This is a genomic window from Tolypothrix bouteillei VB521301 (assembly GCF_000760695.4).
In the GTDB taxonomy this organism is placed as follows: Bacteria; Cyanobacteriota; Cyanobacteriia; order Cyanobacteriales; family Nostocaceae; genus Scytonema; species Scytonema bouteillei_A.
Map to the genome: position 1 here is coordinate 2,225,772 of NZ_JHEG04000001.1, position 26,648 is coordinate 2,252,419.

A 26,648-nucleotide genomic window follows, 5' to 3' on the forward strand; every position below is an offset into this window, starting at 1 on the left:
AAATTATTTTATATGCGAATCGCTCTCTTCACTGAAACCTTTCTGCCTAAGGTAGACGGCATAGTGACGCGCTTGCGTCATACCATTGACCATCTTCAGCGTAATGGAAACCAAGTTCTAGTGATTGCCCCTGATGGTGGCATAACTGAATACAAAGGAGCTAGAGTATATGGAGTCTCAGGTTTCCCCTTACCACTGTATCCAGAGTTAAAAATGGCACTACCTCGTCCGGCAATCGGTCATACTCTAGAGGAATTCAAGCCAGATATAATTCACGTGGTAAATCCAGCGGTTTTGGGGTTAGCTGGTATATTCCATAGCAAATACCTCAATATCCCTTTAGTAGCGTCTTACCATACACATCTACCACAGTATCTTCAACATTATGGTTTGGGAATGTTAGAAGGATTACTCTGGGAATTGCTTAAAACAGCTCACAATCAAGCATCTTTGAATCTGTGTACTTCTACAGCAATGATGGAGGAATTAACCTCACACGGTATCGAAAGGGTTTATTTATGGCAAAGAGGAGTAGATACAGAATCATTTCATCCAGATAATTTATGCCAAAAAATGCGATCGCGCTTATCGCAAAATCACCCAGAAAGTCCATTATTACTATACGTGGGTCGTCTTTCGGCTGAAAAGGAAATTGAGCGGATCAAACCCATACTAGAAGCTATACCCGAAGCACGGTTAGCATTAGTAGGGGACGGTCCTCACCGTCAAGCATTAGAGAAACATTTTGCCGGAACAAATACACATTTTGTTGGTTATCTTGTTGGCAGAGAATTAGCTTCTGCTTTTGCGAGCGCTGATGCTTTTATTTTTCCTTCCCGTACAGAAACATTAGGATTAGTCCTTCTAGAAGCAATGGCTGCGGGGTGTCCGGTTGTCGCTGCACGTTCGGGTGGCATTCCAGACATAGTCACAGATGGAGTTAATGGGTATCTTTTTGAACCCAAAGCAGATGTTCAAAGTGCTGTTGCAGCCACTATGCGTCTTTTACAACAGCAACAAGAACGAGAAACTATCCGTCAAAATGCCCGAAAAGAAGCAGAACGTTGGGGCTGGGCAGCTGCAACACGCCAGTTACAAACTTACTATCAACAAGCTATTCCATGACACTCCTAAATACTGGTAGCGTCCTGGCTACATTAACAGAACTTACTCAAGTCAACCGCACAAACGCTCTATTGCGCCGTGTCAAAGATCTATCCGTTAACGAATTTGTTTGCTTGCTAGATTTTATAACTGCTGAATTTCAGCAGTTCCTTAGAGCGATCGAACTTATTAATAACGAAGCCCTAGAAACCATGTTAGAAAAGGTTCTAGAGGCAATTACGCTAAAAATCGGTCAAATTCTTCAAGCCCAGCATACTACAATTTTTCTTGTAGATCGCGACAAAGGTCAATTATGGTCAAAAGTACCGCAAGAAAATATTTACAAACCTTTAGAAATTCGCACCCCTATTAATGTTGGTATTCCCGGTCATGTTGCAAGTACAGGTGAATGTCTAAATATCGTAGAAACGGATTCCCATCCCCTTTTTAGTCCGGAATTAGAAAAACAAATGGGCTACAAAATGCATAACATTTTATGTATGCCCGTCTTAAGTAGCAAAAATCAAATTGTAGCGGTTGTACAACTGGCAAATAAAGCAGGAGATATTCCTTTTGATGGCGAGGATGAAGAACGGTTTCGAGATTTCGCTGCATCAATTGGTATTATCTTGGAAAGCTGTCAATCTTTCTATGTAGCTGCCCGCAATCAACGAGGGGCAACAGCTCTTTTACGGGCGACTCAAACACTGGGGCAAAGTTTAGATTTGGAAGCAACTTTGCAAATAGTGATGGAACAAGCCCGAATTTTAATGCAGGCAGACCGCAGCACGCTGTTTTTATATCGTAAAGAAATGGGGGAATTGTGGACTAAAGTGGCAGCGGCTGATGGCAAAACTATGATAGAAATTCGTATATCTGCCAGTAAAGGTATTGCTGGTTATGTCGCGTCTACAGGTGAAGCGCTAAATATTCCCGATGCTTATAAAGATCCGCGTTTCGATCCAAGTATAGACCGAAAAACAGGTTATATAACTCGCAATATTTTATGTTTGCCAGTCTTTAATTCAGCCAATGAACTCATTGGTGTTACACAATTAATTAACAAGCAGCAAGGTAGCTTTACTGCTTCTGATGAAGAATTTATGCGAGCTTTTAATATTCAAGCAGGAATTGCTTTGGAAAATGCACGCTTGTTTGAAAATGTGTTATTAGAAAAACAGTATCAAAAAGATATTTTACAAAGTCTTTCTGACGCCGTAATTTCTACGGATATGGAAGGAAAAATAGTAACTATTAACGATGCAGCGCTACAGTTATTGGGCTGTCCTTTATCGGAGTCTAACGGGAAAAATATTAAGTATGATTGGGAACAACATTTGATAGGTCGTTTGGTTTGGGAAGTTGTACCTATTGAAAATTTACAAATCAGACTGCAAGATAGCTTGAAATGTGGCGCAAGGCATTACGTACCAGAACAAAGTTTATCAGTTGGGTTGTATGTGGAGACTTTATACGCAACACCCATACAAGATTCAACCATAGCCGTACAAGAAATAGGGGATTGCATTTTAGCAATACGCGATCGCAATAACCCGCAAATTTTTCTTCCTTGGAACCAACCTCTTACTCCTCGTTCATCCTTACTTCACGAGTCGTTAATTCAAAAAATTGACCGAAGTATTAATCTTACAGTCAATCCTTTAACCAATCCAGAAGGAGGTGTCCGAGGAGGTTTGGTAGTGTTAGAAGATATTAGCCAAGAAAAACGGATGAAAACAACCATGTACCGCTACTTAACTCCTGGTGTTGCAGAACAAGTGATGGTACTCGGAGAAGATGCATTGATGGTGGGTGAACGAAAAGAGGTAACTATATTATTTTCTGATATCAGAGGTTACACCACGCTGACAGAAAATTTAGGAGCAGCTGAAGTGGTATCGTTACTGAATCAGTACTTTGAAACGATGGTTGAAGCGGTTTTTAATCACGAAGGCACATTAGATAAATTTATTGGTGATGCCTTAATGGCCGTATTTGGTGCGCCACTCCCACTTACAGAAAATCATGCGTGGAGAGCCGTACAATCAGCCTTGGAAATGCGACAAAGGCTGGCTGAATTTAACCGACGACGTATCGTCCAAGCACAGCCCCTCATTCACATCGGTATTGGAATTAGTTCTGGAGAAGTTGTTTCTGGGAATATTGGGTCTCGAAAACGGATGGACTATACCGTGATTGGAGATGGTGTCAATTTAAGCTCGCGTCTCGAAGGAGTGACAAAAGAATACGGCTGCGACATGATTTTAAGCGAATTTACTTATCAATTGTGTAGCGATCGCATTTGGGTACGTGAATTGGATAGAATCAGGGTCAAAGGAAAACATCAAGCCGTTAACATTTACGAGTTGATTGGCGATCGCAGCATGACTCTGGATGCTAACACGCAAGAATTTTTGTTTTTCTACCACCAAGGACGTACTGCGTACACGGAACGCAACTTTCAAAAAGCAATTGATTTTTTTCAATCTGCCAAAAATATCCGACCTACAGACCAAGCTGTCAATATGCATCTAGAACGCGCTTGTAATTATCTTAACCATCCCCCAGATTGTGTATGGGATGGAGTGTGGACAATGGCTTCCAAGTAACGAGTTTACTCAGCGCTGTGCCCGCCTTCATCAGTACGGAAGGGGTCTTCTCCTATCCCCAATTCTTTTTTTGACCGTTTCAAAGTTTTCCAAAGTTCTTTTACTCGTTCGTAAGCATCCTCTGGAGATATTTTCCCAGCAGTCTCTAAGTTACAAATATAACTAACTTTTTGGGCAAATTCCTGTAAATTGGAGTTAAAAACTAAATTTTCTGGCTTTACCTGACCGTAATAATGCCCTCGTGGATATATAAAATTCTCTTTACTGCTAACCATTGTTTTCTCCATTGTTAAAATTTCAAATTTTATCAACCCTTGCAACATCTCCAACTTCTTCAAGAAGTTGGAGGTTCAAGCAAACCGACCTATCAAAAACTTGTGATATGAACTAATCGTTTGCACTTTCATGTGAGAAGTACGATCTTATTCAACTTGATTGAAAAACGTTATTAATAATGTATGATTCTATACATTAATTTCATTATTTTAGCATTTTGTTCCATGAAAAAATATTACAAGTTTTAGTATCAGCAAATACTAGACTTTTTCTATCGGTTATAGTGCAACATTTGATTCTGGCTCCTATTCCCTACTGCTTAGTCCCTTTAGATATAAAATGGTTTAGCCTGCAAGCATAAAAGCTACCTATCGCCTATTACTTAACCTTAAGCCATGTCTGCTCTAACAAAATTATACGAAGGCAAAGCAAAAGTCCTATATACAACGGATCGATCTGATATTCTACTAGCTGATTTTAAAGATGATGCGACTGCTTTCAATGCCCAAAAGCGTGGAAGTATCCAAGGCAAAGGGGCTATTAATTGTAGCATTTCCAGCAAACTTTTTCAACAACTGGAAGCACACGGCATAAAAACTCACTATATTGACAATCCCACTCCCAATCAGATGAGGGTAAGAGCAGTCAAGATTGTGCCTATCGAAGTCGTTGTCAGGAACATTGCAGCCGGAAGTTTGTGTCAACAAACAGGATTACCCTTAGGAACCGTGCTCAAACAGCCATTGGTAGAGTTCTATTACAAAAACGATCCCTTGGGTGACCCGTTGCTAACACGCGATCGCTTACTGTTATTAGAATTAGCAACACCGGAACAAGTAGATGGTATTACCCATCTAGCATTGCAAATCAACGATTTTCTCATCAACTTTTTTAAAAGGTGTGACATTACCTTAGTAGATTTTAAACTAGAGTTTGGTTTGGATTCACAGCAGCAGTTGCTGTTGGCAGATGAAATCAGCCCTGACACGTGTCGATTGTGGGATAATTCCGCCGGAGACGATCCAAATCGTCGAGTTCTTGATAAAGACCGTTTTCGTCGAGATTTGGGAAATATAGAAAATGCATATCAGGAGGTTTTACAACGAGTGCTAAAAGCGGTGGAAGAATTAGGGAGTAGGGAGTAGGGAGTAGGGAGTAGGGAATAAAACAATAGGAATTCAGTTAATACCAACTAACCCCCAGCCCCAGTCCCCCAACCCCTATCCTTTGCCTTTTGCAATTTGGCATATAAATTAGAAAGGCAAAAGTAAAAATAAAGTTTTTACTTTTACTGGTCGCATATAAGCATGACTGCCTTGTGATGGTGTGTGGACGTGAAGAGGAATCTAAATAAAATGCGCTTATCTCCCTTTATATTTACAGTTGTAGCGATCGCAGCCCCATTGGGCAATTCGCTAAGTGTGAATGCACAAACCGCTAAAGATTTAAAAACAGAACCAAAAACAGCAGCGGTTACAGCACCTACAACAGATCCAGAGCAAGTCGTTGTTGGGGTATTCCCAGCAGTTGTGCCTGGAGCGGTAACCAAGCCAGAAGTTATAGTGCCAACAATCTCAACACCAACAATTGCACAAAACCTTCAACAAACTCCAAATCCTGAGAATCAGCCTGCGGGAACTGAGCAACAAGCCCCATCATCTCCGGGTACAAATACACCAGAGGAGACAACCCAGCCAACTCAGGAACCAGTACAAAATAACCAACAACTGCCCAATTTTGACAATTCACCATCGGGGACTCAACAACAAACACCAGCCCCAGAAACCCAGCAACAAGCACCAGCCCCAGAAACCCAGCAACAAGCACCAGCCCCAGAAACCCAACAACAAACACCAGCCCCAGGAAATCAACAACCAGCACCAGAGAACACAAATCCACCTACATTTGAACAAACACCTCCGCCAACTCAACAAGAAACTCCATCAGAACAATCTCCCGCAGCAACAGAACCTCGGGTGCTTGTCTCTGAAGTATTGATTCGCTCTGAAGCCGGACAAGCGATCGCACCAGAGTTGGAAGACCAAATCTATAGAGCAATTCGTACCCAACCGGGGAGAACCACAACTCGTACACAATTGCAAGAAGATATTAACGCCGTTTTTGCTACAGGGTTCTTCTCTAATGTTCAAGCAGTACCAGAAGATACCCCATTAGGTGTACGGGTAAGTTTTGTGGTACAACCCAATCCGGTCTTAACTAAAGTGCAAGTGCAAGCGAATCCCGGCACAAATGTTGCTTCCGTACTACCAGCTGATACTGCAGATACGATATTTAAAGAACAATATGGTAAGATACTTAACCTGCGCGATCTACAAGAAGGGATCAAACAACTCACCAAACGCTATCAAGACAAAGGTTATGCACTAGCGAACGTTATTGGTGCGCCTCAAGTTTCTGAAAATGGAGTTGTTACCCTGCAAGTTGCAGAGGGTGTGGTAGAAGATATTCGAGTTCAGTTCCGCAATAAAGAAGGTCAAACAACAAACGACAAGGGACAACCAATTCGCGGACGAACACAGCCCTACATCGTGACACGAGAACTACAACTAAAGCCCGGAAATGTTTTTAACCGAAACACAGTGCAAAGAGACCTGCAAAGGGTATTTGGGCTGGGACTATTTGAAGATGTAAACGTTTCCCTCGATCCCGGTAGCGATCCTAGCAAAGTGGATGTAGTCGTCAACGTTGTTGAACGTAACAGCGGTTCTATTGCAGCAGGTGCTGGTATTAGTTCTGCAAGTGGCTTGTTTGGTACTGTCAGCTATCAGCAGCAAAACCTCAATGGACGAAATCAAAAACTGGGTGCTGAGGTACAAGTAGGACAAAGAGAATTGTTATTTGACCTCCGCTTTACAGACCCTTGGATTGCTGGCGATCCTTACCGCACTTCTTACACAGCCAATATTTTCCGTCGGAGATCCATTTCATTAATCTTTGAAGGCGACGATAGAGATATTGAAACTGTTCAAAACGTGAACGACCCCAACGAAGATGGTGATACCCCTCGCGTTGTACGCTTGGGGGGTGGTGTCAATTTCACCCGTCCTTTGTCTAGAAATCCTTATGAAAGAGCAGAATGGACAGCCTCAGCTGGTTTGCAATATCAGAGAGTGACGATCAGAGGTGATGGGGAGACCGCTAGGCTGGGACGCCTTGAAGGTACAAATGAGTTTGTGGAACTCAGCGAATCTGGAAAAGGGAAAGACGATTTACTACTCTTGCAATTGGGACTCGCACGGGACTTGAGAAATAATCCCTTACAACCCACAAGTGGTTCTTTCCTGCGTTTTGGCGTTGACCAATCCGTACCTATAGGATTGGGAAATATTTTCCTGACAAGATTGCGTGGTAGCTATAGCACATACTTACCCATCGATTTTACAAACTTTACTAAAGGACCGGAAACTCTTGCTTTTAACGTTCAAGCAGGAACGATACTAGGCGATCTCCCGCCTTATGAAGCCTTTTCTCTTGGTGGTAGTAACTCTGTACGGGGTTACGAAGAAGGAGGTTTGGGTAGCGGGCGCAGTTTTGTCCAAGCATCAGTTGAGTATCGCTTCCCCGTCTTTTCTGTTGTGAGCGGTGCTTTATTTTTTGATGTTGGTAGCGATTTGGGAACAAGTACTCGGGCTGCTGAGTTGTTGAATAAAGATGGTACTGGCTACGGCTTTGGTATTGGGGTGCGAGTGCAATCTCCTTTAGGACCAATTCGTATTGACTATGGTGTTAACGACGATGGTGATAGCCGCATTAACTTTGGTATTGGAGAGAGGTTCTGATTTGGCTAATAGCTAATGGCTAATGGCTAATGGCTAATGGCTAATAGCTAATAGCTAATGGCTAATGAAGCTTGGCAATTAGCAATTAACAATTAGCAATTAAAAAAATGCAACATACTTTAGCAAGTGAAATCAACCAAACTGGAGTGGGACTGCATAGCGGTATCTCAACTCAAGTTCGCATCCGACCATCGGAAGCTGGTAGCGGACGCTACTTTGTACGCGTGGATCTGCCAAATACACCGATAATTCCAGCACAGGTAGCAGCAGTTAATCAAACTGTGCTCTCAACGCAGTTAGGTAAGGGTGAAGCTCATGTACGTACAGTTGAACATTTGCTTGCATCTCTAGCTACTATGGGAGTGGATAATGCTCGAATTGAAATCAATGGTCCGGAGGTTCCACTTTTGGATGGTTCGGCAAAGGAGTGGGCAACTGCGATCGCATCTGTTGGCTTAGTATCACAGCCATCAAGTGAGGATAGAGTTCTTCGTGTTTTAGAAGAGCCAATTTGGGTGCGTCAGGGCGATGCTTTTGTTTGTGCCCTACCATCTGAAGAAGTACGGTTTACTTATGGTATTGATTTTGACGTAAAAGCTATTGGCAACCAATGGTACAGTTGGTCGCCAGGGAGCGATAGCTTCGCTACTGCGCGGGGCGCATCTCGCACAAATTTTGCCGAAAGTTTTTTAACCGAAATTGCCCCAGCCCGCACTTTTGGGTTGCTACATCAAATCGAACAGTTACAACAATCGGGTTTAATTAAAGGTGGAAGCTTAGATAACGCTCTCGTTTGCGGACCTGAAGGTTGGTTAAATCCACCACTAAGATTTGCAAATGAGCCAGTACGTCATAAAATCTTGGATTTAGTAGGAGATTTGAGTTTGTTAGGTACCTTCCCTTGTGCTCATGTCTTAGCATACAAAGCCAGCCATAATTTACATATTCAACTGGCACAAAGAATTTTGGAGCTAGCTGATGGCTAATTGCTATTAGCCATTAGCCATCAGCTATTAGCATCCAAAATCTATAGGGAGGGTCATATCAAACACCTACTAACATAATCAAAATATCAAATAAACAGCAGGAGCAATGACAATCGTCACCGAACAAGCGAATACCATTGATGTTTCCGCACCAGCATCTAATAACCAATCGGATAATTCAGCTACAAGTAAAAATGACTCCAAAGTCATTTTTTCAGTAGAAGACATCCACAAACTTCTACCCCACAGATATCCATTTGCCCTTGTCGATCGGATTATTGACTATCTTCCAGGAAAACGCGCTGTAGGTATAAAAAACGTCACGTTTAATGAACCTCAGTTTCAAGGGCATTTCCCAGGACAACCTATTATGCCAGGAGTGCTTATAGTAGAAGCCATGGCACAAGTTGGTGGTGTTGTTCTCACTCAGCTTCCAGAAATGGAGGGTGGGCTTTTTTTATTTGCTGGCATAGATAAAGTACGCTTCCGCCGTCAAGTTGTACCGGGAGATCAACTAGTCATGACAGTGGAACTGTTGTGGGTAAAACAGCGTCGTTTCGGTAAGATGCAAGCGCGTGCTGAAGTTGACGGTCAGCTTGCGGCTGAAGGCGAACTTATGTTTTCCCTATCGACCTAAACGCTTGTTTTTGTGGGGGGCACGACCGTGACGTGCCTTTCTTCAAGTCCAATTTAGGATATCAATAAAAGAAACAAGCAACAACAGCATCCTGCTCAACTTTTGACGCCCTCACACTCTCCTCTAGCTACTCTCACACTTTAGCTACCGATAAAACTACCTAATCTTACGTGCAGACGCGCATTGCGTGTTTGGACACAGCAAAGACTTTTCTGGAGAGCACCCTTGAAAACGCTAATTCATCCTACTGCTGTCATTCATCCTAATTCAGATTTGCACCCCACGGTGCAAGTCGGTGCGTATGCTGTGATTGGAGGGCATGTCAAAGTTGGTCCTGAAACCGTAATCGGCGCTCACGCCGTATTAGAAGGACCATTAGAAATTGGGGCGCGAAATCAAATTTTTCCCGGTGCCGTTATTGGCATGGAACCTCAAGATTTAAAATATGCTGGCGAATACAGCTGGGTCAAAATAGGAAACGATAACTCAATAAGAGAATACGTCACCATTAATAAAGCAACTGGTGCGGGTGAAGAAACTCGCATTGGTAACGGTAACCTGCTTATGGCTTATGTCCATGTAGGTCATAACTGTATTATTGAAGATTCTGTAATAATTGCCAACTCCGTTGCTTTAGCCGGACACGTCCATATAGAGTCACGTGCAAGACTTAGTGGAGTGTTGGGAGTCCATCAATTTGTGCATATTGGAAGTCTCGCAATGGTGGGAGGTATGGCACGGATTGACAGAGATGTGCCTCCATATATGTTAGTAGAGGGGAATCCAGCACGGATACGCACTCTCAACCTTGTAGGGCTGAAACGTTCTGGAATGGATCTCAATGAATTCCAAATCCTTAAGAAAGCTTTTCGCATTCTTTACCGTTCGGAGTTGACATTTAAAGAAGCCATAGAACATCTCGAAGAACTGGGAGAAACCTCACAGCTACAGCATTTGCGCCGCTTTCTCCTGCTTTCCCAAATGCCAGGGAGACGCGGTTTGGTTCCAGGTAAAGGGAAAGCTGCTAGCAGTGATGGAGATAGGGAATAGGGGATTGGGGACAAGGCGGACAAGGAGTACAAGGGAGACAAGGAGGACAAAGAAGACAAGGAGGACAAGAGAGACGAAGTATATTTTCTCCGTTGTTACCTTGTCTACCCCCTCTCCCTTGTCTACCTTGTCCCTCTCCCTTGTCTACCCCCTCTCCCTTGTCTACCCCCTCTCCCTTATCCCCAATCCCCAATCCTCATATGCGTATATTTATCAGTACTGGCGAAGTATCTGGTGACTTACAAGGGTCGCTACTCATCTCCGCACTTAAAAAACAAGCTGCGATCGCAGGGTTCCCACTAGAAATTGTGGCACTCGGTGGTGAAAAAATGGCATCTGAGGGAGCTACTTTACTGGGAAATACCACTCACATTGGCTCCTTTGGTCTTATAGAATCGTTACGCTTTGTTGTCCCAACACTACAAATTCAGCGACGGGCAATTGCTTACCTCAAACAACATCCGCCCGATTTAGTAGTGCTTATCGATTATATGGGACCTAATTTGGGCATCGGCAGTTATATTCGCCGTCATTTGCCACAAGTCCCTATCGTTTATTACATTGCACCACAAGTATGGGTAGCTTCAATTACGCCAAGCGACACTGAAAGAATTCTGAACGTCAGTAATAAGGTGCTTGCAATTTTTCCAGAAGAAGCACGTTACTTCCGAGACAAAGGAGCAAACGTAACGTGGATCGGTCATCCCCTTATAGATAGAATCAAAAATTTTCCAAGCCGTGAAGTTGCAAGGACTGAGTTGGGAGTTAAAGGCGATACCATAAACGTTGCTCTTATTCCTGCTTCTCGCTACCAAGAACTGAAGTATCTGCTACCAGTGATGTTTCAAGCAGCACGAGAGATTCAATCTAAATTACCACAAGTGCATTTTTGGATTCCTTTGTCTTTGGAAATATACCGAAAATTTATTGAAAAAGCGATACAACAGTTTGGTCTGCAAGCGACTGTAGTCTCCGGTCAACAACAACAAGTACTAGCTGCTGCTGACTTGGCAATTACCAAGTGCGGTACTGTCAACTTGGAATTGGCTTTATTGAACACACCGCAAGTCGTTTTATACCGTCTCAATTCATTGACTTATTGGGTGGCTCGAAACATCTTTAAAATTTCTGTCCCCTTTGCTTCACCTGTAAACTTGGTAGTCATGAGGTCAATTGTGCCAGAGTTTATCCAAGAAACTGCAACTCCGGAAAATTTGACTGTAGCAGCCATGGAATTGTTGCTCAATCCAGAACGCAAGCAGCAAATGCAAGCAGATTATCAGGTTATGCAGCAGTCTTTAGGTGAAATTGGCGTTTGCGATCGCGCTGCTAAAGAAATTTTACAAATGCTACCAAATCTTTAAAATTTAATTTTAGGCTTTGGGGTAAACTAGTACTCATGTTTTATTTTAGAGACACTACGATCGATGTCTCTTAGTGTTTTATACCTCAAGTCCACGATTGTTATTCTCAGCATCCCAAACCCAAAGCCCGGACTCTAAAATCCTCAGCCGTCCCATTGCTGTGGATTTATTTGCTGGTGCTGGAGGTATGACACTTGGTTTTGAACAAGCGGGATTTGACGTGCTTGCATCTGTTGAAATCGATCCAATTCATTGTGCAATACACGAATTTAATTTTCCTTTTTGGAAAATTTTTTGCAAAAGTATTGTTGAGATTACAGCAGAAGAAATTAGAAAGAATTCCTGTATTGGCGATCGCGAAATAGATGTAGTATTTGGTGGTCCTCCGTGTCAGGGATTTTCCTTAATAGGCAAACGTATTTTTGACGATCCTCGTAACGCTTTAGTCTGCCATTATATAAAATTAGTTTTAGAGTTAAACCCCAAGTTTTTTGTTTTAGAAAATGTTAAGGGAATGACTGTTGGTAAACATAAAGAATTTATTTCAACGATCGTAAATGAATTTGAAGAAAATGGATATCAAGTTCGTCAAGATTATAAAGTCTTAAATGCTTCAGAATATGGAGTGCCGCAAAATCGTGAAAGGTTATTTTTGTTAGGTAGCCGTTACGGGTTAGAATTACCAAAGTATCCCAAGCCGATCGCTAAATCCGTTGGCTCCAAAAAAGCTAATTCAAACAATCAACTCCCTACCAGCCCTACAGTTTGGGATGCGATCGGGGACTTACCGGAAGTAGAAAACTATATAGAACTGTTTAAACAAGATTGGGCGATCGCAAATTTTGGAAAACCGAGCCATTATGGGAGACAGCTTCGCGGTTTTTCCCCTGCAAACAATGACTATTCCTATCCGCGCCAGTACGATCCTCGAATTCTGACTTCAAGTTTAAGGACAAGACATTCTTTAGAATCTATCAAAAGATTTGAAGCGACTCCATATGGCAAAACAGAACCTATCAGCCGCTTTCTCAAACTCGATCCCCAAGGAATTTGTAATACGTTAAGAGCCGGAACTCCAAGTAACAGAGGAGCGTTTACTTCTCCTCGACCAATTCACCCGTTTACCCCAAGATGTATTACTGTACGCGAAGCAGCACGTTTGCACTCGTATCCAGATTGGTTTAGATTTCATACAACAAAATGGCACGGATTTCGACAAGTAGGGAACTCTGTTCCACCTTTATTAGCAAAAGCAGTAGCCTCAGAAATTATCAAAGTTCTCGGTTTATGTCCTGAGAAGCCTAAAATTATACAAGCTCTGGGAAATAAAAAAAATTTGACATTTGATATGTCTCACGCATCTCGTTATTATGGTGTCGATCCGCGTGCTATTGAACGAAGAACTAAAGGGTTGAAAAGTGAAATTGTGTAGGTTTAGTTTTGTTCTTGAATCCAACATTTACAAGCCTACTTGGATAAGGAAATTGTAGGTTGGGTTAGAGAACGAAATCTAACGAATTCTGATAAATGTTGGGTTTCGTTCCTCAAACGCCACATCGCTCAACGAGGGGAACCCAGAGCAGTGCTGCTCTCCGCACGCGAGTGACTCCCCAACCTACGTTCTAGGTTCTAAACTTCCCAGGGCGAAGGAATAGTAATGACTGATAAAACTTTTGCGACTTGCAATTTGACAGCTACCCTACCGCAATTTGGACAAGTCACTTTAGTATCGAGCTGTGGTTCTCTCTCATGCTGAATCAATAGCCCCTGTTTGCAGTTCCAGCACTCGCAAATAACACGTCCTTGCGGTTTATCAACATCTAAAAGTCTAATATGCTGTTCTACTTGAATTTTGGATTGGGAGTTGCGATCGCGTTGCAGTTTGGGCGATGGAGTTTGTATTTCTTGATTCATGAAGAAGTCTTTTTTGAAATCTAAATGTGCATATAGTCTAGTAACTGCACCCCATTGCATCTTAACGAAATTGTAGCTTTATCAGTTATTGATTTTGTACCGATCGGTAGAAAAAGTAGTAGTGTTCTCTTTTCATAAAGAGATCGCTACCAACTTCATTATTATTTAATGAAATATTTTCCTGATTTTGATTGTTTGTTGGCGCTAGGAGTTGGACTAGTAAAGGAGCCCAAACAGCAACGCACATCAGACTCAGTACCCCCAATAATTTGCGAGATTTCGCATTTTTTTGCCTTGGCTTTGCTAATCCTGATTGACAGCAAACCATCTGGGGAGACCAGAAATGATTATTAAAATCGTAGTAACTCACTTGTAATCTTGTTGCTAGGTTGGAAAGCAAATAAAAAGTTTACCAAAATAAACTTTAATAGGAGAGACGAATAATCCCAAAAATAGATTCAAAAAATTTTAGAAATTTTTGCTTTTTGGCAATTTTTGCTTTATCCACTGTTTTTTCAGCGCTCCACTATGGAGATGCAATCGCTTAATTCAGCAACTGACAATCGGTAACTCACACTTGATGAATAGTTACATATACCGTATTAAGTACTAAATAATTTATTGAAACCAAAAAATTGATTAATTATTCAAATACAACACTTTTATGCATGATAATTAGATCTTTAGCCGCCGATCGCTAGTTACTGGAATGCATTTGCTGGGCAAATTCTCGATGCAATTGGTACTGTAAAATCTTTTGTTGTGCTAGTGAGTAATTGGGGCTGGAGGTTGGTACACTTTCCATAAGTTTAATAGCTTCTTCCCAACGACGGGAAACAACTCGCCATTCATTTTCAGACTGCGCTGACTTTGTTAGCCTGGTTGCAGACTTTGCTTTATTCAAACCTTTTTGATAAGTGCTATCTTCTGGAACAGGAGTTGCAGAGGGAACTGCTAGTTGTTTTTCAATATAGGATAAATTTGCTGATACAGTTTTTTTCACTTTTGGTAAATTAGCAAAGAAATACATCCATAAACCTGCTATAGATACCAATAAAATTATAAAAAATCTTTGCAATAATTTGCGATATTTTGTAATTACGTCAGTGATACTAGTTTTCTTCTGAGGTGAAATTTCAGTAATCGGTGTTGGAGTGGCGATCGCTTCAGCTTGTAGGTTTTCTGGTTGAATCTCTACTGTGTGTTCCTGACCTACACTAGTTTCTTCGCTTGGAAAGTCGTCCATAAAAAGCAAGCGATCTTTGAAAAGATATTCAACCTGATATAGGAAAGCAGCACTAATAATCCAGATAGCAGCAAAGAGAATTTGTACAGTTCTATGAGCGCGATCGTAGGTGTTAATAAGATTTTCATAATTAACTTTAAATAGAGACAGGAAGGGAATACAAATTAACGTTGCTATCAGGGTGGATAGAACAAACACCAACCAACTATACAAACTTTCCCTCCAACTCATAATCCCAGGTAGGAATCCTTGAGGTGTTTTTGCTCGTTCGCCAGGAATAACAGAAATAAAGCGGCTGAGAAAAAAGTGATGGAAAAAGGCGATCGCAGGTATTGGAGAGATCAGCAACAATATCAACACCACAGAAGACAGTTCTGGCTGTTGAGACCACTTATCTAGATGGTAGTCTAACAAACTGCTACGCCTAACAAAAGCCCCCAACCCAGCCATAAAAACTGAGATTATCAAAGCGTTCAACCATGCATTAGGGTAAGGCAACCATATAGGTAATCCAAGTTTTTTCATCTCATACCTGCCGTATTTTAGTTAAAAGGATAAATTTCAACACTTCATTGCATAACCTTGCGCTTACAGTGTTGGATAGCAAGCAACACATGAAGTCTTATTAATTTTTGAAAAAGTTAGCATCTATCAAAAGAAGTACTTTAATGAAAAAGAGAGTGTCGGCTGTAATAATACCATTCCCCTGACCAATGTCAAAATTAAGAAAAATAGTGTTTGATAGCTAGTGTTAGTCAGATTCCTGACTTCTTTAAGGACGCTGTTAGCGAATGGTGGATCTAAGCCCCCACCTCGCTCCGGTAGCTCCGCCTGGGAATGCCTTCTTGAGAAGCTCCGCTTTCGATACTCGGTGTCCTCGCAAGGCTCTCACTGTCTGCATCCCCAGTTAAAGGTACCAGAGCGAGAGACGAGAGTGGCAAATGAGAGGTGTTCTTCTCCATTGACGAGCTCTATCCTTGAAGAAGTCGGGGTTTTTGCAGATCCGAACCGAATCTCAATTACGATTGTTTAATGCCACCCTTACCTACATACACCAAACAACCTTGGATAGAAACTTACAGTGAAATAATTGATGTCAGATCTCCTAGTGAATATGCTGAAGACCATATCCCTGGTGCCATCAATTTACCAGTACTCAACGATGCAGAACGTGCTCGCGTAGGAACAGTATACAAACAAGATTCTCCCTTCACTGCTCGAAAAATTGGTGCTGCTTTAGTTTCCAAAAACATTTCTCAGCATCTGAGCCAGCATTTTGAAACAAAAGGAAAAGATTACCAACCCTTGATCTACTGCTGGAGAGGCGGACAGCGTTCCAACAGTATGGCTTTGGTACTGACCCAAATTGGTTGGCGTGTCACCCTTATTGAAGGCGGTTACAAGACATACCGCGCCTACGTTCGCGATCGGTTAGAAAAAATACCAGAAAAATTTACCTACCGAGTCTTGTGTGGTTTAACTGGTAGTGGTAAGACTCATATCCTACGCAAAATGCGCCTGAGTGGGTTTCAAGTTTTAAATTTGGAAGCTTTGGCAAATCATCGAGGTTCCCTACTTGGGGAAGAATGGGATAATCAACCCTCACCTCAACCCTCTCAAAAATATTTTGAATCTTTGCTACTGCAACAACTGCAAAGTTTCAATCCTGCAGAAACTATTTGGTTAGAATCAGAAAGTAACAAAATTGGACAAGTTTATTTACCCCTGTCCTTATGGGACAAGATGAAACAGGCGAGTTGTGTAGAAATTCAAGTTCCACTCTCCACAAGAGTTAGCTATCTCCTGCAAGAATATCCACACCTCACAACACATCCAGATTTTTTAAAAGTAAAACTAGAAAAGCTAAAATCTCGCTACAGCAAAGAAAAGCTGCGTGAATGGGATCGGTTGATTGATACCCAACAGTGGGAGTTATTTGTAGAGGATATGTTAAATTGCCACTACGATCCAACTTACTATAAATCTATGCAATGGAACTTTAAAAAAGTAGAGAAAATTTTAAAAATATCAGATTTATCTGATGCTACAGTAGAGAACTTACTAAATTTAGTATTAAAGGATTTTTGAACACTCTCATTTCTTATCACTCTGGCGAATAGAATTCGCAGCTACACAGACAAAACTTACCAGCGTGGGTTGAAATTTTTCATAAGTCCGCGTAGGTATGTTCTGTTTGTATAGTCGCGATGTTTCCGTCACAAGCGTGTTTATCCAAATTGGGATGCTCTCCTGAGCGTCAGAAACAAAATGCTACTCTTTCTTACCTGCCAAACTTTCAGGACTAATATTGATTAGAGGTAAAGTACCATTACCGCTTATCACCGTTGGAAAACGTCCATCCCACTTTTCGATCGCCTGCTTTTGCAACAATTCTGGTGTCAAAGTTTGTCTTTGTAATCTTTGTGCTTCTGCTTGACCCCTAGCACGATTCACATCTGCTTGGGCTTCTTGAGTTGCTTTCTTAGCAATAAACTCTGCTTGTTTAGCTTCTTGTTCGGCTATTTGCTTTGCTTCAATAGCTTTACTAAACTCAGGAGAAAATGAAAAATTTACTAAAGACACATCATCAACTATCAAACCGTAAGCAGAAAGACGTTGTTTTAGATGAGTGTCAATTTCTGCTTTCAGTTGCGTTCTGATAGTAATAATTTCTTCTGCTGTCTTCTTTGCTGTTGCTGCTTTCAACACTTCAGACACAGATGGAGTAATTATTCCAGTAATAATTTGTTCTTCATCACCTACTTGTTGATAGACTTTATTAACCCGTGTTGGTTCGATATGCCAATTCACTGCAAGTTCTGTCGTGACTTTCTGAAGGTCTTTGGAAGCAGCATCAGCATTAAAAGTATTTTGCCGAACCCTCACACTCAGCCTTTTGACTGTTGTAACAATCGGCATTATAGGATGAATACCCTCATCTAACACTTGCTCTTGGACTTTTCCAAAATGCATGACAACACCCCTCTCACCTGCATTTACAATTGTAAAGGGACGGAACACGATCGCTAGAAGTAAGACACATACACCTCCTGCTAAGGGAAAACCTAATCTAAAATTATTGGATCTGGAGATTTGTCTGCTAATGTTCTGCATACTGTTAAGAGATTTTAATAAATTAAGCACTCATAGGGTAGATACAACCAACCCTAAAGGTAGTTTTGTGATTTGAGTTTACTCAACGAGAAAAACTCTTTAATATAGATACATCTCAAACAGAAGAATTTATGAAATAAAATCGATCAACTAAAGTTTTGAACTATGAAGATTTATCAACGCCACCCCTGGCCTACTACGGTAGATGAAGCCATAAAAATACAAGAAGAACTCCAGTCTGAAGTGATTGTTGAAGATAATTTTAAACAACCCTTGCAATATGTTGCAGGTGTTGATATGGCTTTTGAAGAAGATGGTGCGATTAGCCGTGCTGCTGTGGCGGTACTGAGCTTTCCCGATCTACAGTTACAGGAAACAAGCATTGCACGTCGTCCTACAACGTTCCCCTACATTCCTGGCTTTCTGTCATTTCGCGAAATACCTGCAGTTTTAGACGCTTTGGAAAAAATTACGATCTCACCAGATATTATCCTGTGTGATGGACAAGGAATCGCCCATCCTCGTAGGTTTGGTATAGCTTGTCATTTAGGCTTAATTATGGATATGCCTACTATTGGTGTTGCAAAATCGTTACTTATTGGTAAGCATGAGGACTTGCCAGAAACACGAGGTAGCTGGCAACCGTTAATGCATAAAGGAGAAACGGTGGGAGCCGTTTTACGGACGCGTACAGGAGTTAAACCCGTGTACGTTTCTAGCGGTCATAGAGTGAGTTTACCTACGGCTATTGATTGTGTATTGCGTTGTACTACAAAGTATCGCTTACCAGAAACAACTCGCCTTGCTGATAAACTTTCTAAACACTAGCAGTCCGTGTCATGAGTTCTAATTGGTTTGTAGTTGTGCTATGCCTAACGCCACTCTTGGGCAAACAGCACTGTAAAAATCAGTTACAACTCAGATTTACACAGCAGAATTTAAGATATGAACTAAAGATTTTAACCTGATTTTTGATAAGGATTACTTGAAAACTCAAGATATATAATGACTTACTGCTATAGAAAAGGTTGACGCTTTACAAAGCATTGACACTTATCTTAAATTCTAGACTTACGCTTTTAGAACCAGTTGCTGGCTTCTATTAATCGTGTTAGGAATCATACAGCTAGGAATTGAAGTTATTCATTAACATTACGGTGTCGCAAAGTATGAACTCACTCACTTTACAGTGGCAGGATGCAGGAAAAGACAACACTCAGAAAATATATGAACAGCAGCCAAGTAAAAACCAAGGTACTGTTCGTATTGGTCGCGATCCAGTTCGATGTGATATTGTACTGAATCATCCTACTGTATCGGGGTTGCATATTGAAATTTACTTTCATTCACAACAGCAATGTTTTGTAATTAGAAATTTGCGAGAACAGAACCCCCCACTTGTCGATGGACGGCAACTCGTTCAAGGTACATTAAGACTCAATCAAGGCAGCACTATTTATTTGGGGCAGCAACAACTTCACGTAACTGCTGTTTCTATTTCCTCGACTAGCAGCGTTCCAGAAACACTTTTAGCCCCACCAAAACCACCGACAGCAAATGCCCAACCTCTTACACCATCCGCAGGACAAGGGCAATATCCCCCCCACCAACCTACGCCTCCTGTCAGGCAACAACGCCCAGTTCAACCATATCCCCCCCACCAACCTACGCCTCCTGTCAGGCAACAACCAGTTGTACAAGGACACCACTATCATTCACCAACGCCACCCGTACAGCAGGGAGTGTACGGTTTGGAGTGCCCCAAATGTCATAAAGTTTCGTCCTTAGAACATTTACAAGTTGGTTGTCCTTGGTGCGGTACGTCTTTAGCTGCCGCCATGAGTGTTTTAGTTCCACCCGGTGTTTAGGGGGCAAGAGAGATAAGGGAGACAAGGGGGACAAAGAGAATTTTAACGGTATAGTTTATAACTAAATAATTATTTGCTATTCATTATTACATAATGTCTAATAATTTACTAATTCAATTAAATTGGGACGATCCGACAACGGGAGAACGACGAGAACCTCGTTTAAATGCTCCGATCGCTCTTGGTCGTGATTTTGCAGCCTTACCAGCTGAACTCAACGGGAAACGTGTTGCTCGCATGCTGCTGAATAGCAGTCAAGTTTCTCGTTTTCATGTCCTGATTGATTGGGAACAAAGTCAGTTGGTGGTGACTGACCAAAACAGTACCAACGGTACTGTTGTTAACGGTCAACGTCAGACACGCAGTGTTCTTGCTAGTGGTGATATTGTACAAATCGGTCCATATATAATTACTGTAACTCTTGCTGTTGCTGGCACACCTGCACCTACTCCTACCGTTCACTCTGCTATCCAGTTCAACCCCAATACCAATCTCCCAGATCCAAGGCTCCCTGCTTCCCAACCCGCAACACCATTGGGCAGTCATTTTCCACCCTCTGTATTTCAGGAAGAACTCGTTCCGGTGCAAGCGCTACACGCAACGGGGTTACCAGTAAGTGAGACAGATTATCTTGCAGTTGGAGCTGGGTTGGGTAGCTATCTCTGGGCAGATTTACTGAGAATGTCTGGCGTTCGGAGTGAGAATATTGCCGCTTTAGGCTTGGAAAAAGAACCGTATGCTCGATACAAACGTCTTTGCTTGAATTCTCAAATTCCCTTGCACGAACGCTTGCGTTCAAATTCTGATTCTTGCCCGGATAACATTTGGGGTTGGCCGAGTTATGCGTTACGAGAAGCATGGCATGATTTTTCTCAAGGGAAATTAGACCAATCTTTTCGGTACTTGTGGCAAGTTTTTAATGAGCCAACTTTTGCTGAAACTTATACACCCCGTGCGAGAAATGTCTTTGATTCTATAGACAGGGAAGCGAAACGCATAGGATGGGAGAAGATTTATCGCTACGGGCGAATACGAGCAATTCGTAAAACGGATGATGGTCGATATTGTGTAGCTTACTCCCAAGGACCGGGAAGCCACGCTTTTCATGTTGCTCGTTATTTGCACTTGGCAACTGGTTATCCAGCAATTCAGTTTCTCCCAGACTTGCAAGCTTATCGTGAGAAATACCAAGATTTTAAGTCTGTTGTCAATGCTTACGAAGAACACAACCACATTTACGAGCAACTGGAAAAGCAAGGTGGAAAAGTTTTGCTGAGGGGGCGGGGAATTGTGGCTTCCAGAATTGTGCAGCGGATTTATGAAGCACGCCGACGCAATCGCAATATTACAGTTTTACACTTGATGCGATCGCCCAAACCAACAGGCAATAAGTATGAAAAAGCACAGCGTGTGGTCAAAAACCATTACGAATACCAACCGTTTAATTGGCCCAAAGCCTGTTGGGGTGGTGAACTCCGCGCCTTGCTGGAAAAAGCCAGCCCCGACGAACGCAAGCGCTTGTTAGCGGATTGGGGTGGAACTACCACAGCCGACCGTCATGACTGGCAACGTATTACGGAAGAAGGATTGAGAGAAGGTTGGTATAAAATTGAATTTGGTGAAGTGGAAAAAGTAGAACGTGATGTTCAGAACCGTCCGGTTACCTATATTCAAGAAAAAGGTTTTGGGCAAATTACATTGGAAGCAGACTTTATCGTTGATGCGACTGGGTTAGATGCCAAAGTACAGGTCAACCCCCTTTTGGCAGACTTGGTAGATCGTTACAACTTGCCATTAAACTATCTGGGAAGATTATCGGTAGCAAATAACTTTGAAGTTGTTGAAATGCGTAACGGAAAAGGTCAAATTTATGCAGCTGGAGCAATTACCTTAGGCGGTCCTTATGCAGCTGTTGATAGTTTCCTGGGATTGCAATACGCTTGCTTGTGTGCGGTTGATGGTCTTGCTGCGGCTCGTGCGCCTGGGGTTAAGCGCTTAAATACCTTAAGTTCTTTTGGCAATTGGCTGAAGTGGGTATTTAATCAGTCACCTTGATGCATTTTTTAAAGATATTTACTCGGTATTTCAGAAAATAGAGCCAAACTAAAAGGACGGCTCGTATGTTCGGAAAAGCTCCGTGGCGAAATCATCTCAATGCAAACACTACCTTTTATCTTCAACCGTTGGGAAGTTTTTCTAAGAAGGAGTTAATGCATTGAAGCGAATTTAATTTTATTCGATGCTATGATATCACAAAAAATTTAAAATAATGTAAATTTTGTGTGAAACAACTATCATTTTTATGAAGTTGTTATGGAAAAAACGGAAAAATTGCCATTAAAGCCGTTAATGGTGTAGAACTGTATAGAATTTTATAGAGATATAAAATATAAAATTTTAAGATGCAGATAATTCAAGCACGTTTCCCAATGCATCTGTCAGTTGTACCGAAACTCTGTCAGCCCTTGAAGATAGTGGCGTTAGGAGATAGTTTAGTTTATGGATTTGGCGATCCAGAAGGAGGAGGCTGGGTTGAGCGACTGCGGCGGAGTTGGATGTCACCCGATAGTCCGGGTCACGTTCTTTATAATTTGGGAGTGCGAGGCGATCGCATCCAGCAAGTAGCTCACAGATTGGAAGCTGAGTTTCGCCATCGCGGTGAACTGCGAAATCAAGTTCCGGACTTGATTATTTTATCCGTAGGAGTTAATGATTCAGCGCGGTTAAGCCGTCCTAACGGACGGAATTTTACAGACTTTGCCGTTTTTGAGTCGGAAATTTCCGCTTTACTTGACCGAGCACAGCAACTATGCCCGGTTTTATTTGTTGGAATGATGCCAGTTGATGAAGCTAAGATGCCTTTTCTTGACTGCTTCTACTTCAATCATGCCGATCAACACCGTTACAAAGAAGCTACAAAAGTTGCTTGTCTGGAACGGGGTATTCCCTATCTCGATATTTTCAAGCAATGGATGGAACAAGGTGAAGCTTGGAGGCTGAAGCGCGTGAGTGCGGATGGTCTTCATCCCAATACTTTAGGATACAAAACCTTGTTAGAAGATGTGATGGGTTGGGAAGCAATGAGTCAGTACAATTCTACTTCTGACTACGAACTTGCTCGTTGATAAAAGTATTATTTAATACTTTTTAAGATAGGGCAAGGAGTTTGGCTTCTCTCCCAACAACTTTCTATTGCGTTATCTAAATTCGAGTGTTTAATAAACTTCTTGCATAAGTCAAAACAATCAACCATTAATAGCAGCCCTTAGAAGAGGTAATGTACTTATGCAAGAAATACGAAAGAATAATTCTCACGCATCTATATTATTCTCTCGTTGCAAGAGTATTTAAAATAGGTTGAAAAGGTTGCAATAAAATACCCAAAATTTTATCAGCTTCTTTAATATAATATTCAACTGAATCTATATAAACAGTTGTTTTTTCTATAAATAAAAATCTCCAATTAGTCCCGGTAGTCACAGATCCATAGATACGTTCAACGTCATTTTCCTGACTTTGATTAAATAATTGTGCTCCCACCATTGCTGCAATGCACTGACCAAAACCACCGTTAATATCTTCTTTCTTTGCTTCAAAAATAACCGTGACAGGAGCAGAAATAAATAATTGTTCTTGTGAATAACTGATAATATAATCGCAAAATCCTTGCAAACCTTTGGTAGCATCAACATTAAATTCATTTCCAGAAAATAGCGATATTTGATTTTTTAATAACTTTCTTGTTTCCGCTAAAATTGGTGCAATCAAAAACTCCGAGCGTGCTTTTTCTGTTGCTATTGAAGTAGCCAAAGGGATGTAATCGCTCAAGATAGTTCTCAGTGTTTCGGAGGGTGGAACTGGTTTTACATTACCAAACAAATTCCCCGTTTCATCAAGTGTTAAGCCAAAACTTTCTTTAACGTTAGGAAGATTAAAATCACTATATGCCATTTTTCTACCTCATAATATCTCTTGGTGTATCTAAATACATAGAGAGGCTGTACTGTATAATTTATAACAAAATATAGATTGATTTGTCCGATTTGATAACCGCTGCTACTATAACTTTGCTATCAACGCTACCAAAGCAGTATAACTGCTATAGCAGTCTTAAATTATCGGTGAAAAGTTAGCCCTCCGACTTCTTCAAATAGCCAAGGATTTGGACACAGTAGATTGTCACAAATTAAATAAGATTGTTGTAAAGTCCTTCTTCCCCAAAACTCGATCGTATATTATGACTCCTACTTTATTTGGTCGCTGGCAAACTCGATTGTTATTACTTGCTACTGTAGGTGTAGTGGTATCTATACCTTTTGGGATTGGGTGGATAGGTTCTTATCCCAGTACGGCTTATTTTTGGATACTAGCTTATGTTGCTGTCTTTGGTTTGGGATGGGATTTGGTTTACGACCAAATTCAAAAATACCGTTGGGATCGAGATTGGCCTGCAGCTTATCAACTCTTGGCTGGTATCTGGGAAATGATATTTATCTGGTTTGCAGTGGGTATCTTTCGTATCTTGCCTATACCCAGCTATCCTCCGTTAGCTGTGTTTCTACAGCATTACAGTATTGTATGGCTATCAGTTTTTATTGTCTCCCAAAGTTTGATGCGGATTATTTTTGTTCGTTGGCGCTTCCGAGGTGGACAGTGGTTTTGACACTCCCACACCTAGAAGGTGTGGGATTCTTGAAGACTAAGCCAAGTCCCCAATATCCCATAAACTCAATTGAGTTGGCGAGTTCCCAGGCACACCGCGTTTGCCATCACTGGCACGATATTGTTTCCTTTTAACCATTGTTGATTCAACGGTGGGCGTTTCAAACAGTTTTAACTGTTTGGGTTCCGCAGAGTCCCTGCGTACCTTTTTTAATTTTTTAATATTTAATCCGTTTTGTTGTATTGTGCGATTTTTGATATTAACAGCTGCCTGTTTGTCTGCATGGGTTTCGTATCCACACGCAACGCACGTAAACTTTTCTCCAAAACGAGACAAAGCATCTATGACACCGCATTTAGAACAAGTACGAGAAGTGTTTTTTGGATCTACTTTGAAAAAACTTTTTCCCGACTTTGCAGCCGTGTACTGGATTTTTTCTATCAAAGTACCCCATGAAGCATCGGAGATGGAACGATTCAAGCCACGTTTTTGACTTTGACCATTCTTGAGAAAGCGACCTTGCTTAACATCATCGGGTTGAGGCTTGCACTTTGCCTTCATCCCTTTGATGTTTAAATCTTCTACACTAACAGCGTCCGCTTTTCTGACTATTTTGTTAGCTACAAACCACTGATAAGCATTACGTTTGTCAGCGTGCTTTTTGTGGAGCCTACCTACTTTTTGTGCTTCTTTCTTTCGATTAGCACTACCCTTCTTTTTCCTAGATAAACGTCGCTGCCTGATTTTTAAAGTCCGTTTACTTTTTTTAGAAGTACTGGGGCGAGGATTGACAAAATCCGTTCCATCCGAGCAATGAACAAGCTTTGTTATCCCCATATCTAGAGATATCAGAGTATTTATCTCTCTAGGATTGGGAAAATTAGGGATTTCCTTATTCTCGATTAAAATACTTCCGTACCATCCATCTGCCTTTTTTCGCATAGTGACTGTACGAATTTCAAATCCTGTAGGTATAGTTCGAGAATTAAAAAATCTCATCCAACCTATTGATGGTAAGTAAATTTTATTTTTATTTAATTTGACATCACCTGGCTTGTATTGAAATGAACGAAAATTAGATTTGTTTTTAAATGATGGAAAGCCACGACCGTGTTGAAAAAATCCTGCCATTGCTGCATCAAGACGTTTAATCAACATTTGCAACACATTTGAATGAATTGTTTTGTACCACGGTCTAGCTTGCTTTAATTCTGTCAGATATGCATCTTGCATCAAACTTGCAGAACGTTTTTTGATGAGTCCATCCTTATCTGGATTTTTCCACGGATTATGTAGGTGAGAATTTTTGCTTAACGAACAACTCAGTGGATATCGTTCAGTTTTTGTTCTAATATCGCAATATTCACCCATCACAAAGGTTTGATAGTATCCATCAATGCGGTCAGCCAAAAACCAGTTATACAAACTACGCTGCATATCTAACCACGAATCCATAACTTTTGATTGACTTTGATTAGGACGTAACTTGTACTGATAACTAACCTGCATCTCGAGCCTTATCCTTTTTCAACCTATTATTAGCTTGGTATACCTAGCTAAAATATGTCAACACCAAGGCCTCAGAAAAAAGCAATGAGGAACGAGCCTTTGTTTTATGATGAAGCAAAGGTTAGAAAAGCAATTTGGTTAACTCCTTCTACTTGGGACACTTTAAAACAAGTATCTGAATCTGAAGGGATTAGTGTCAGCGAATTAGTTGAAAGATGGGGACGGCACTTAAAAGTGCCTGCGGTGAGTCCAGTCCTGAACCGTGTGCGTGGCGCGAATGCGCCATAGGAGGGTTAGCCCGACCTAGGGAACTCGCGAACAAGGGAGGGCTTCCTCCCACGCCTAAAGGATGTATGTGGGTTCCTCAGTCACCCACATACTCGTGGGCTTCCGCCTTTAATTACCGTGAACTCAGTATTTCTTGTTGTTGGTAAAGCTTGTTTACGGGACAAACACAGTTATATGTTAAAAATGAGCCTCAGCTACTGTACATTACGCTGTCGTTAAG

General features: G+C 41.4%; 23 protein-coding genes. 16 read left to right on the top strand and 7 right to left on the bottom strand.

All coding sequences use genetic code 11. The features are described 5' to 3' along the window. Window positions 1-12: 12 nt before the first annotated feature. Complete coding sequence (locus HC643_RS08960) at window positions 13-1,125, top strand: glycosyltransferase family 4 protein (RefSeq protein ID WP_038088644.1); 1,113 nt, start codon at window positions 13-15, stop codon at window positions 1,123-1,125. Further along, window positions 1,122-3,713 (top strand): GAF domain-containing protein, encoded by a 2,592-nt coding sequence (locus tag HC643_RS08965; RefSeq protein ID WP_038088610.1) that lies wholly within the window; start codon window positions 1,122-1,124, stop codon window positions 3,711-3,713. Before HC643_RS08960 ends, HC643_RS08965 begins: the two co-directional genes overlap by 4 nt. A gap of 5 nt (window positions 3,714-3,718) precedes the next feature. Here the strand turns inward: HC643_RS08965 and HC643_RS08970 are convergent, their stop codons facing one another. Next, on the bottom strand, window positions 3,719-3,988 hold the full coding sequence (locus tag HC643_RS08970; RefSeq protein WP_038088641.1) for a DUF7219 family protein: 270 nt from the start codon (window positions 3,986-3,988) through the stop codon (window positions 3,719-3,721). Between the two features lie 396 nt (window positions 3,989-4,384). Between HC643_RS08970 and purC the strand changes: the two genes are divergently transcribed. From purC to HC643_RS09005, 7 genes are all read left to right on the top strand, one after another. Then, window positions 4,385-5,134 (top strand): phosphoribosylaminoimidazolesuccinocarboxamide synthase, encoded by a 750-nt coding sequence (purC, locus tag HC643_RS08975; protein WP_038088607.1) that lies wholly within the window; start codon window positions 4,385-4,387, stop codon window positions 5,132-5,134. Window positions 5,135-5,344: 210 nt separating this feature from the next. After that, window positions 5,345-7,789: a BamA/TamA family outer membrane protein gene (locus tag HC643_RS08980; RefSeq protein ID WP_038088604.1), complete on the top strand. Its 2,445-nt coding sequence runs from the start codon at window positions 5,345-5,347 to the stop codon at window positions 7,787-7,789. A 107-nt stretch (window positions 7,790-7,896) separates the two neighbouring features. Then, complete coding sequence (gene lpxC, locus HC643_RS08985; RefSeq protein ID WP_050046248.1) at window positions 7,897-8,775, top strand: UDP-3-O-acyl-N-acetylglucosamine deacetylase; 879 nt, start codon at window positions 7,897-7,899, stop codon at window positions 8,773-8,775. 106 nt (window positions 8,776-8,881) lie between these two features. Next, window positions 8,882-9,412 (top strand): 3-hydroxyacyl-ACP dehydratase FabZ, encoded by a 531-nt coding sequence (gene fabZ / locus HC643_RS08990; RefSeq protein WP_038080207.1) that lies wholly within the window; start codon window positions 8,882-8,884, stop codon window positions 9,410-9,412. Between the two features lie 225 nt (window positions 9,413-9,637). Beyond that, the gene (gene lpxA / locus HC643_RS08995; RefSeq protein WP_038080311.1) at window positions 9,638-10,462 is read left to right on the top strand and encodes an acyl-ACP--UDP-N-acetylglucosamine O-acyltransferase; all 825 of its coding nucleotides are present in this window, start codon (window positions 9,638-9,640) and stop codon (window positions 10,460-10,462) included. Between the two features lie 200 nt (window positions 10,463-10,662). Beyond that, entirely contained in the window at window positions 10,663-11,826 is a 1,164-nt protein-coding gene (gene lpxB / locus HC643_RS09000) for a lipid-A-disaccharide synthase (RefSeq protein ID WP_038080217.1), read from the top strand. Window positions 11,827-11,923: 97 nt separating this feature from the next. Continuing rightward, the gene (locus HC643_RS09005) at window positions 11,924-13,258 is read left to right on the top strand and encodes a DNA cytosine methyltransferase (protein ID WP_272899728.1); all 1,335 of its coding nucleotides are present in this window, start codon (window positions 11,924-11,926) and stop codon (window positions 13,256-13,258) included. Between the two features lie 197 nt (window positions 13,259-13,455). Here HC643_RS09005 and HC643_RS09010 read toward each other — a convergent pair whose 3' ends face one another. The 3 genes from HC643_RS09010 to HC643_RS09020 form a co-directional block, all read right to left on the bottom strand. Further along, complete coding sequence (locus HC643_RS09010) at window positions 13,456-13,740, bottom strand: hypothetical protein (RefSeq protein ID WP_063779548.1); 285 nt, start codon at window positions 13,738-13,740, stop codon at window positions 13,456-13,458. Window positions 13,741-13,825: 85 nt separating this feature from the next. Next, window positions 13,826-14,110 (bottom strand): hypothetical protein, encoded by a 285-nt coding sequence (locus HC643_RS09015; protein WP_063779547.1) that lies wholly within the window; start codon window positions 14,108-14,110, stop codon window positions 13,826-13,828. A gap of 327 nt (window positions 14,111-14,437) precedes the next feature. Then, entirely contained in the window at window positions 14,438-15,511 is a 1,074-nt protein-coding gene (locus tag HC643_RS09020) for a hypothetical protein (protein WP_038080220.1), read from the bottom strand. A 507-nt stretch (window positions 15,512-16,018) separates the two neighbouring features. Here HC643_RS09020 and mnmH point away from each other — a divergent pair. Next, complete coding sequence (gene mnmH / locus HC643_RS09025) at window positions 16,019-17,074, top strand: tRNA 2-selenouridine(34) synthase MnmH (protein WP_038080223.1); 1,056 nt, start codon at window positions 16,019-16,021, stop codon at window positions 17,072-17,074. Window positions 17,075-17,257: 183 nt separating this feature from the next. Here the strand turns inward: mnmH and HC643_RS09030 are convergent, their stop codons facing one another. Beyond that, a complete protein-coding gene (locus tag HC643_RS09030) occupies window positions 17,258-18,100 on the bottom strand; it encodes a prohibitin family protein (protein ID WP_038080226.1) in 843 nt (280 codons plus the stop codon). A gap of 165 nt (window positions 18,101-18,265) precedes the next feature. Between HC643_RS09030 and nfi the strand changes: the two genes are divergently transcribed. The 4 genes from nfi to HC643_RS09050 all read left to right on the top strand — a co-directional run bounded on the left by nfi (window position 18,266) and on the right by HC643_RS09050 (window position 23,093). Beyond that, a complete protein-coding gene (nfi, locus tag HC643_RS09035) occupies window positions 18,266-18,928 on the top strand; it encodes a deoxyribonuclease V (RefSeq protein WP_038080229.1) in 663 nt (220 codons plus the stop codon). A 341-nt stretch (window positions 18,929-19,269) separates the two neighbouring features. Then, window positions 19,270-19,968 (top strand): FHA domain-containing protein, encoded by a 699-nt coding sequence (locus HC643_RS09040; protein WP_050046444.1) that lies wholly within the window; start codon window positions 19,270-19,272, stop codon window positions 19,966-19,968. A gap of 93 nt (window positions 19,969-20,061) precedes the next feature. Further along, window positions 20,062-22,023, top strand: a complete 1,962-nt coding sequence (locus tag HC643_RS09045) for an FHA domain-containing protein (protein WP_038080231.1) — start codon at window positions 20,062-20,064, stop codon at window positions 22,021-22,023. Between the two features lie 347 nt (window positions 22,024-22,370). Beyond that, window positions 22,371-23,093, top strand: coding sequence for a GDSL-type esterase/lipase family protein (locus HC643_RS09050; protein ID WP_237265858.1), 723 nt, complete (start codon window positions 22,371-22,373; stop codon window positions 23,091-23,093). A gap of 199 nt (window positions 23,094-23,292) precedes the next feature. On the opposite strand, the gene HC643_RS09055 is transcribed toward HC643_RS09050, so the two are convergent. Next, window positions 23,293-23,919 (bottom strand): hypothetical protein, encoded by a 627-nt coding sequence (locus HC643_RS09055; protein WP_038080233.1) that lies wholly within the window; start codon window positions 23,917-23,919, stop codon window positions 23,293-23,295. A gap of 286 nt (window positions 23,920-24,205) precedes the next feature. Between HC643_RS09055 and HC643_RS09060 the strand changes: the two genes are divergently transcribed. Continuing rightward, window positions 24,206-24,631 carry a hypothetical protein gene (locus HC643_RS09060; RefSeq protein WP_038080237.1) on the top strand — a complete coding sequence of 142 codons (426 nt, stop codon included), beginning with the start codon at window positions 24,206-24,208 and terminating at the stop codon, window positions 24,629-24,631. Window positions 24,632-24,667: 36 nt separating this feature from the next. Here the strand turns inward: HC643_RS09060 and HC643_RS09065 are convergent, their stop codons facing one another. After that, window positions 24,668-26,140, bottom strand: coding sequence for an RNA-guided endonuclease InsQ/TnpB family protein (locus tag HC643_RS09065; protein WP_038080240.1), 1,473 nt, complete (start codon window positions 26,138-26,140; stop codon window positions 24,668-24,670). A gap of 54 nt (window positions 26,141-26,194) precedes the next feature. Between HC643_RS09065 and HC643_RS09070 the strand changes: the two genes are divergently transcribed. Continuing rightward, on the top strand, window positions 26,195-26,428 hold the full coding sequence (locus HC643_RS09070; RefSeq protein ID WP_038080243.1) for a helix-turn-helix domain-containing protein: 234 nt from the start codon (window positions 26,195-26,197) through the stop codon (window positions 26,426-26,428). The last annotated feature ends 220 nt before the right edge of the window (window positions 26,429-26,648 follow it).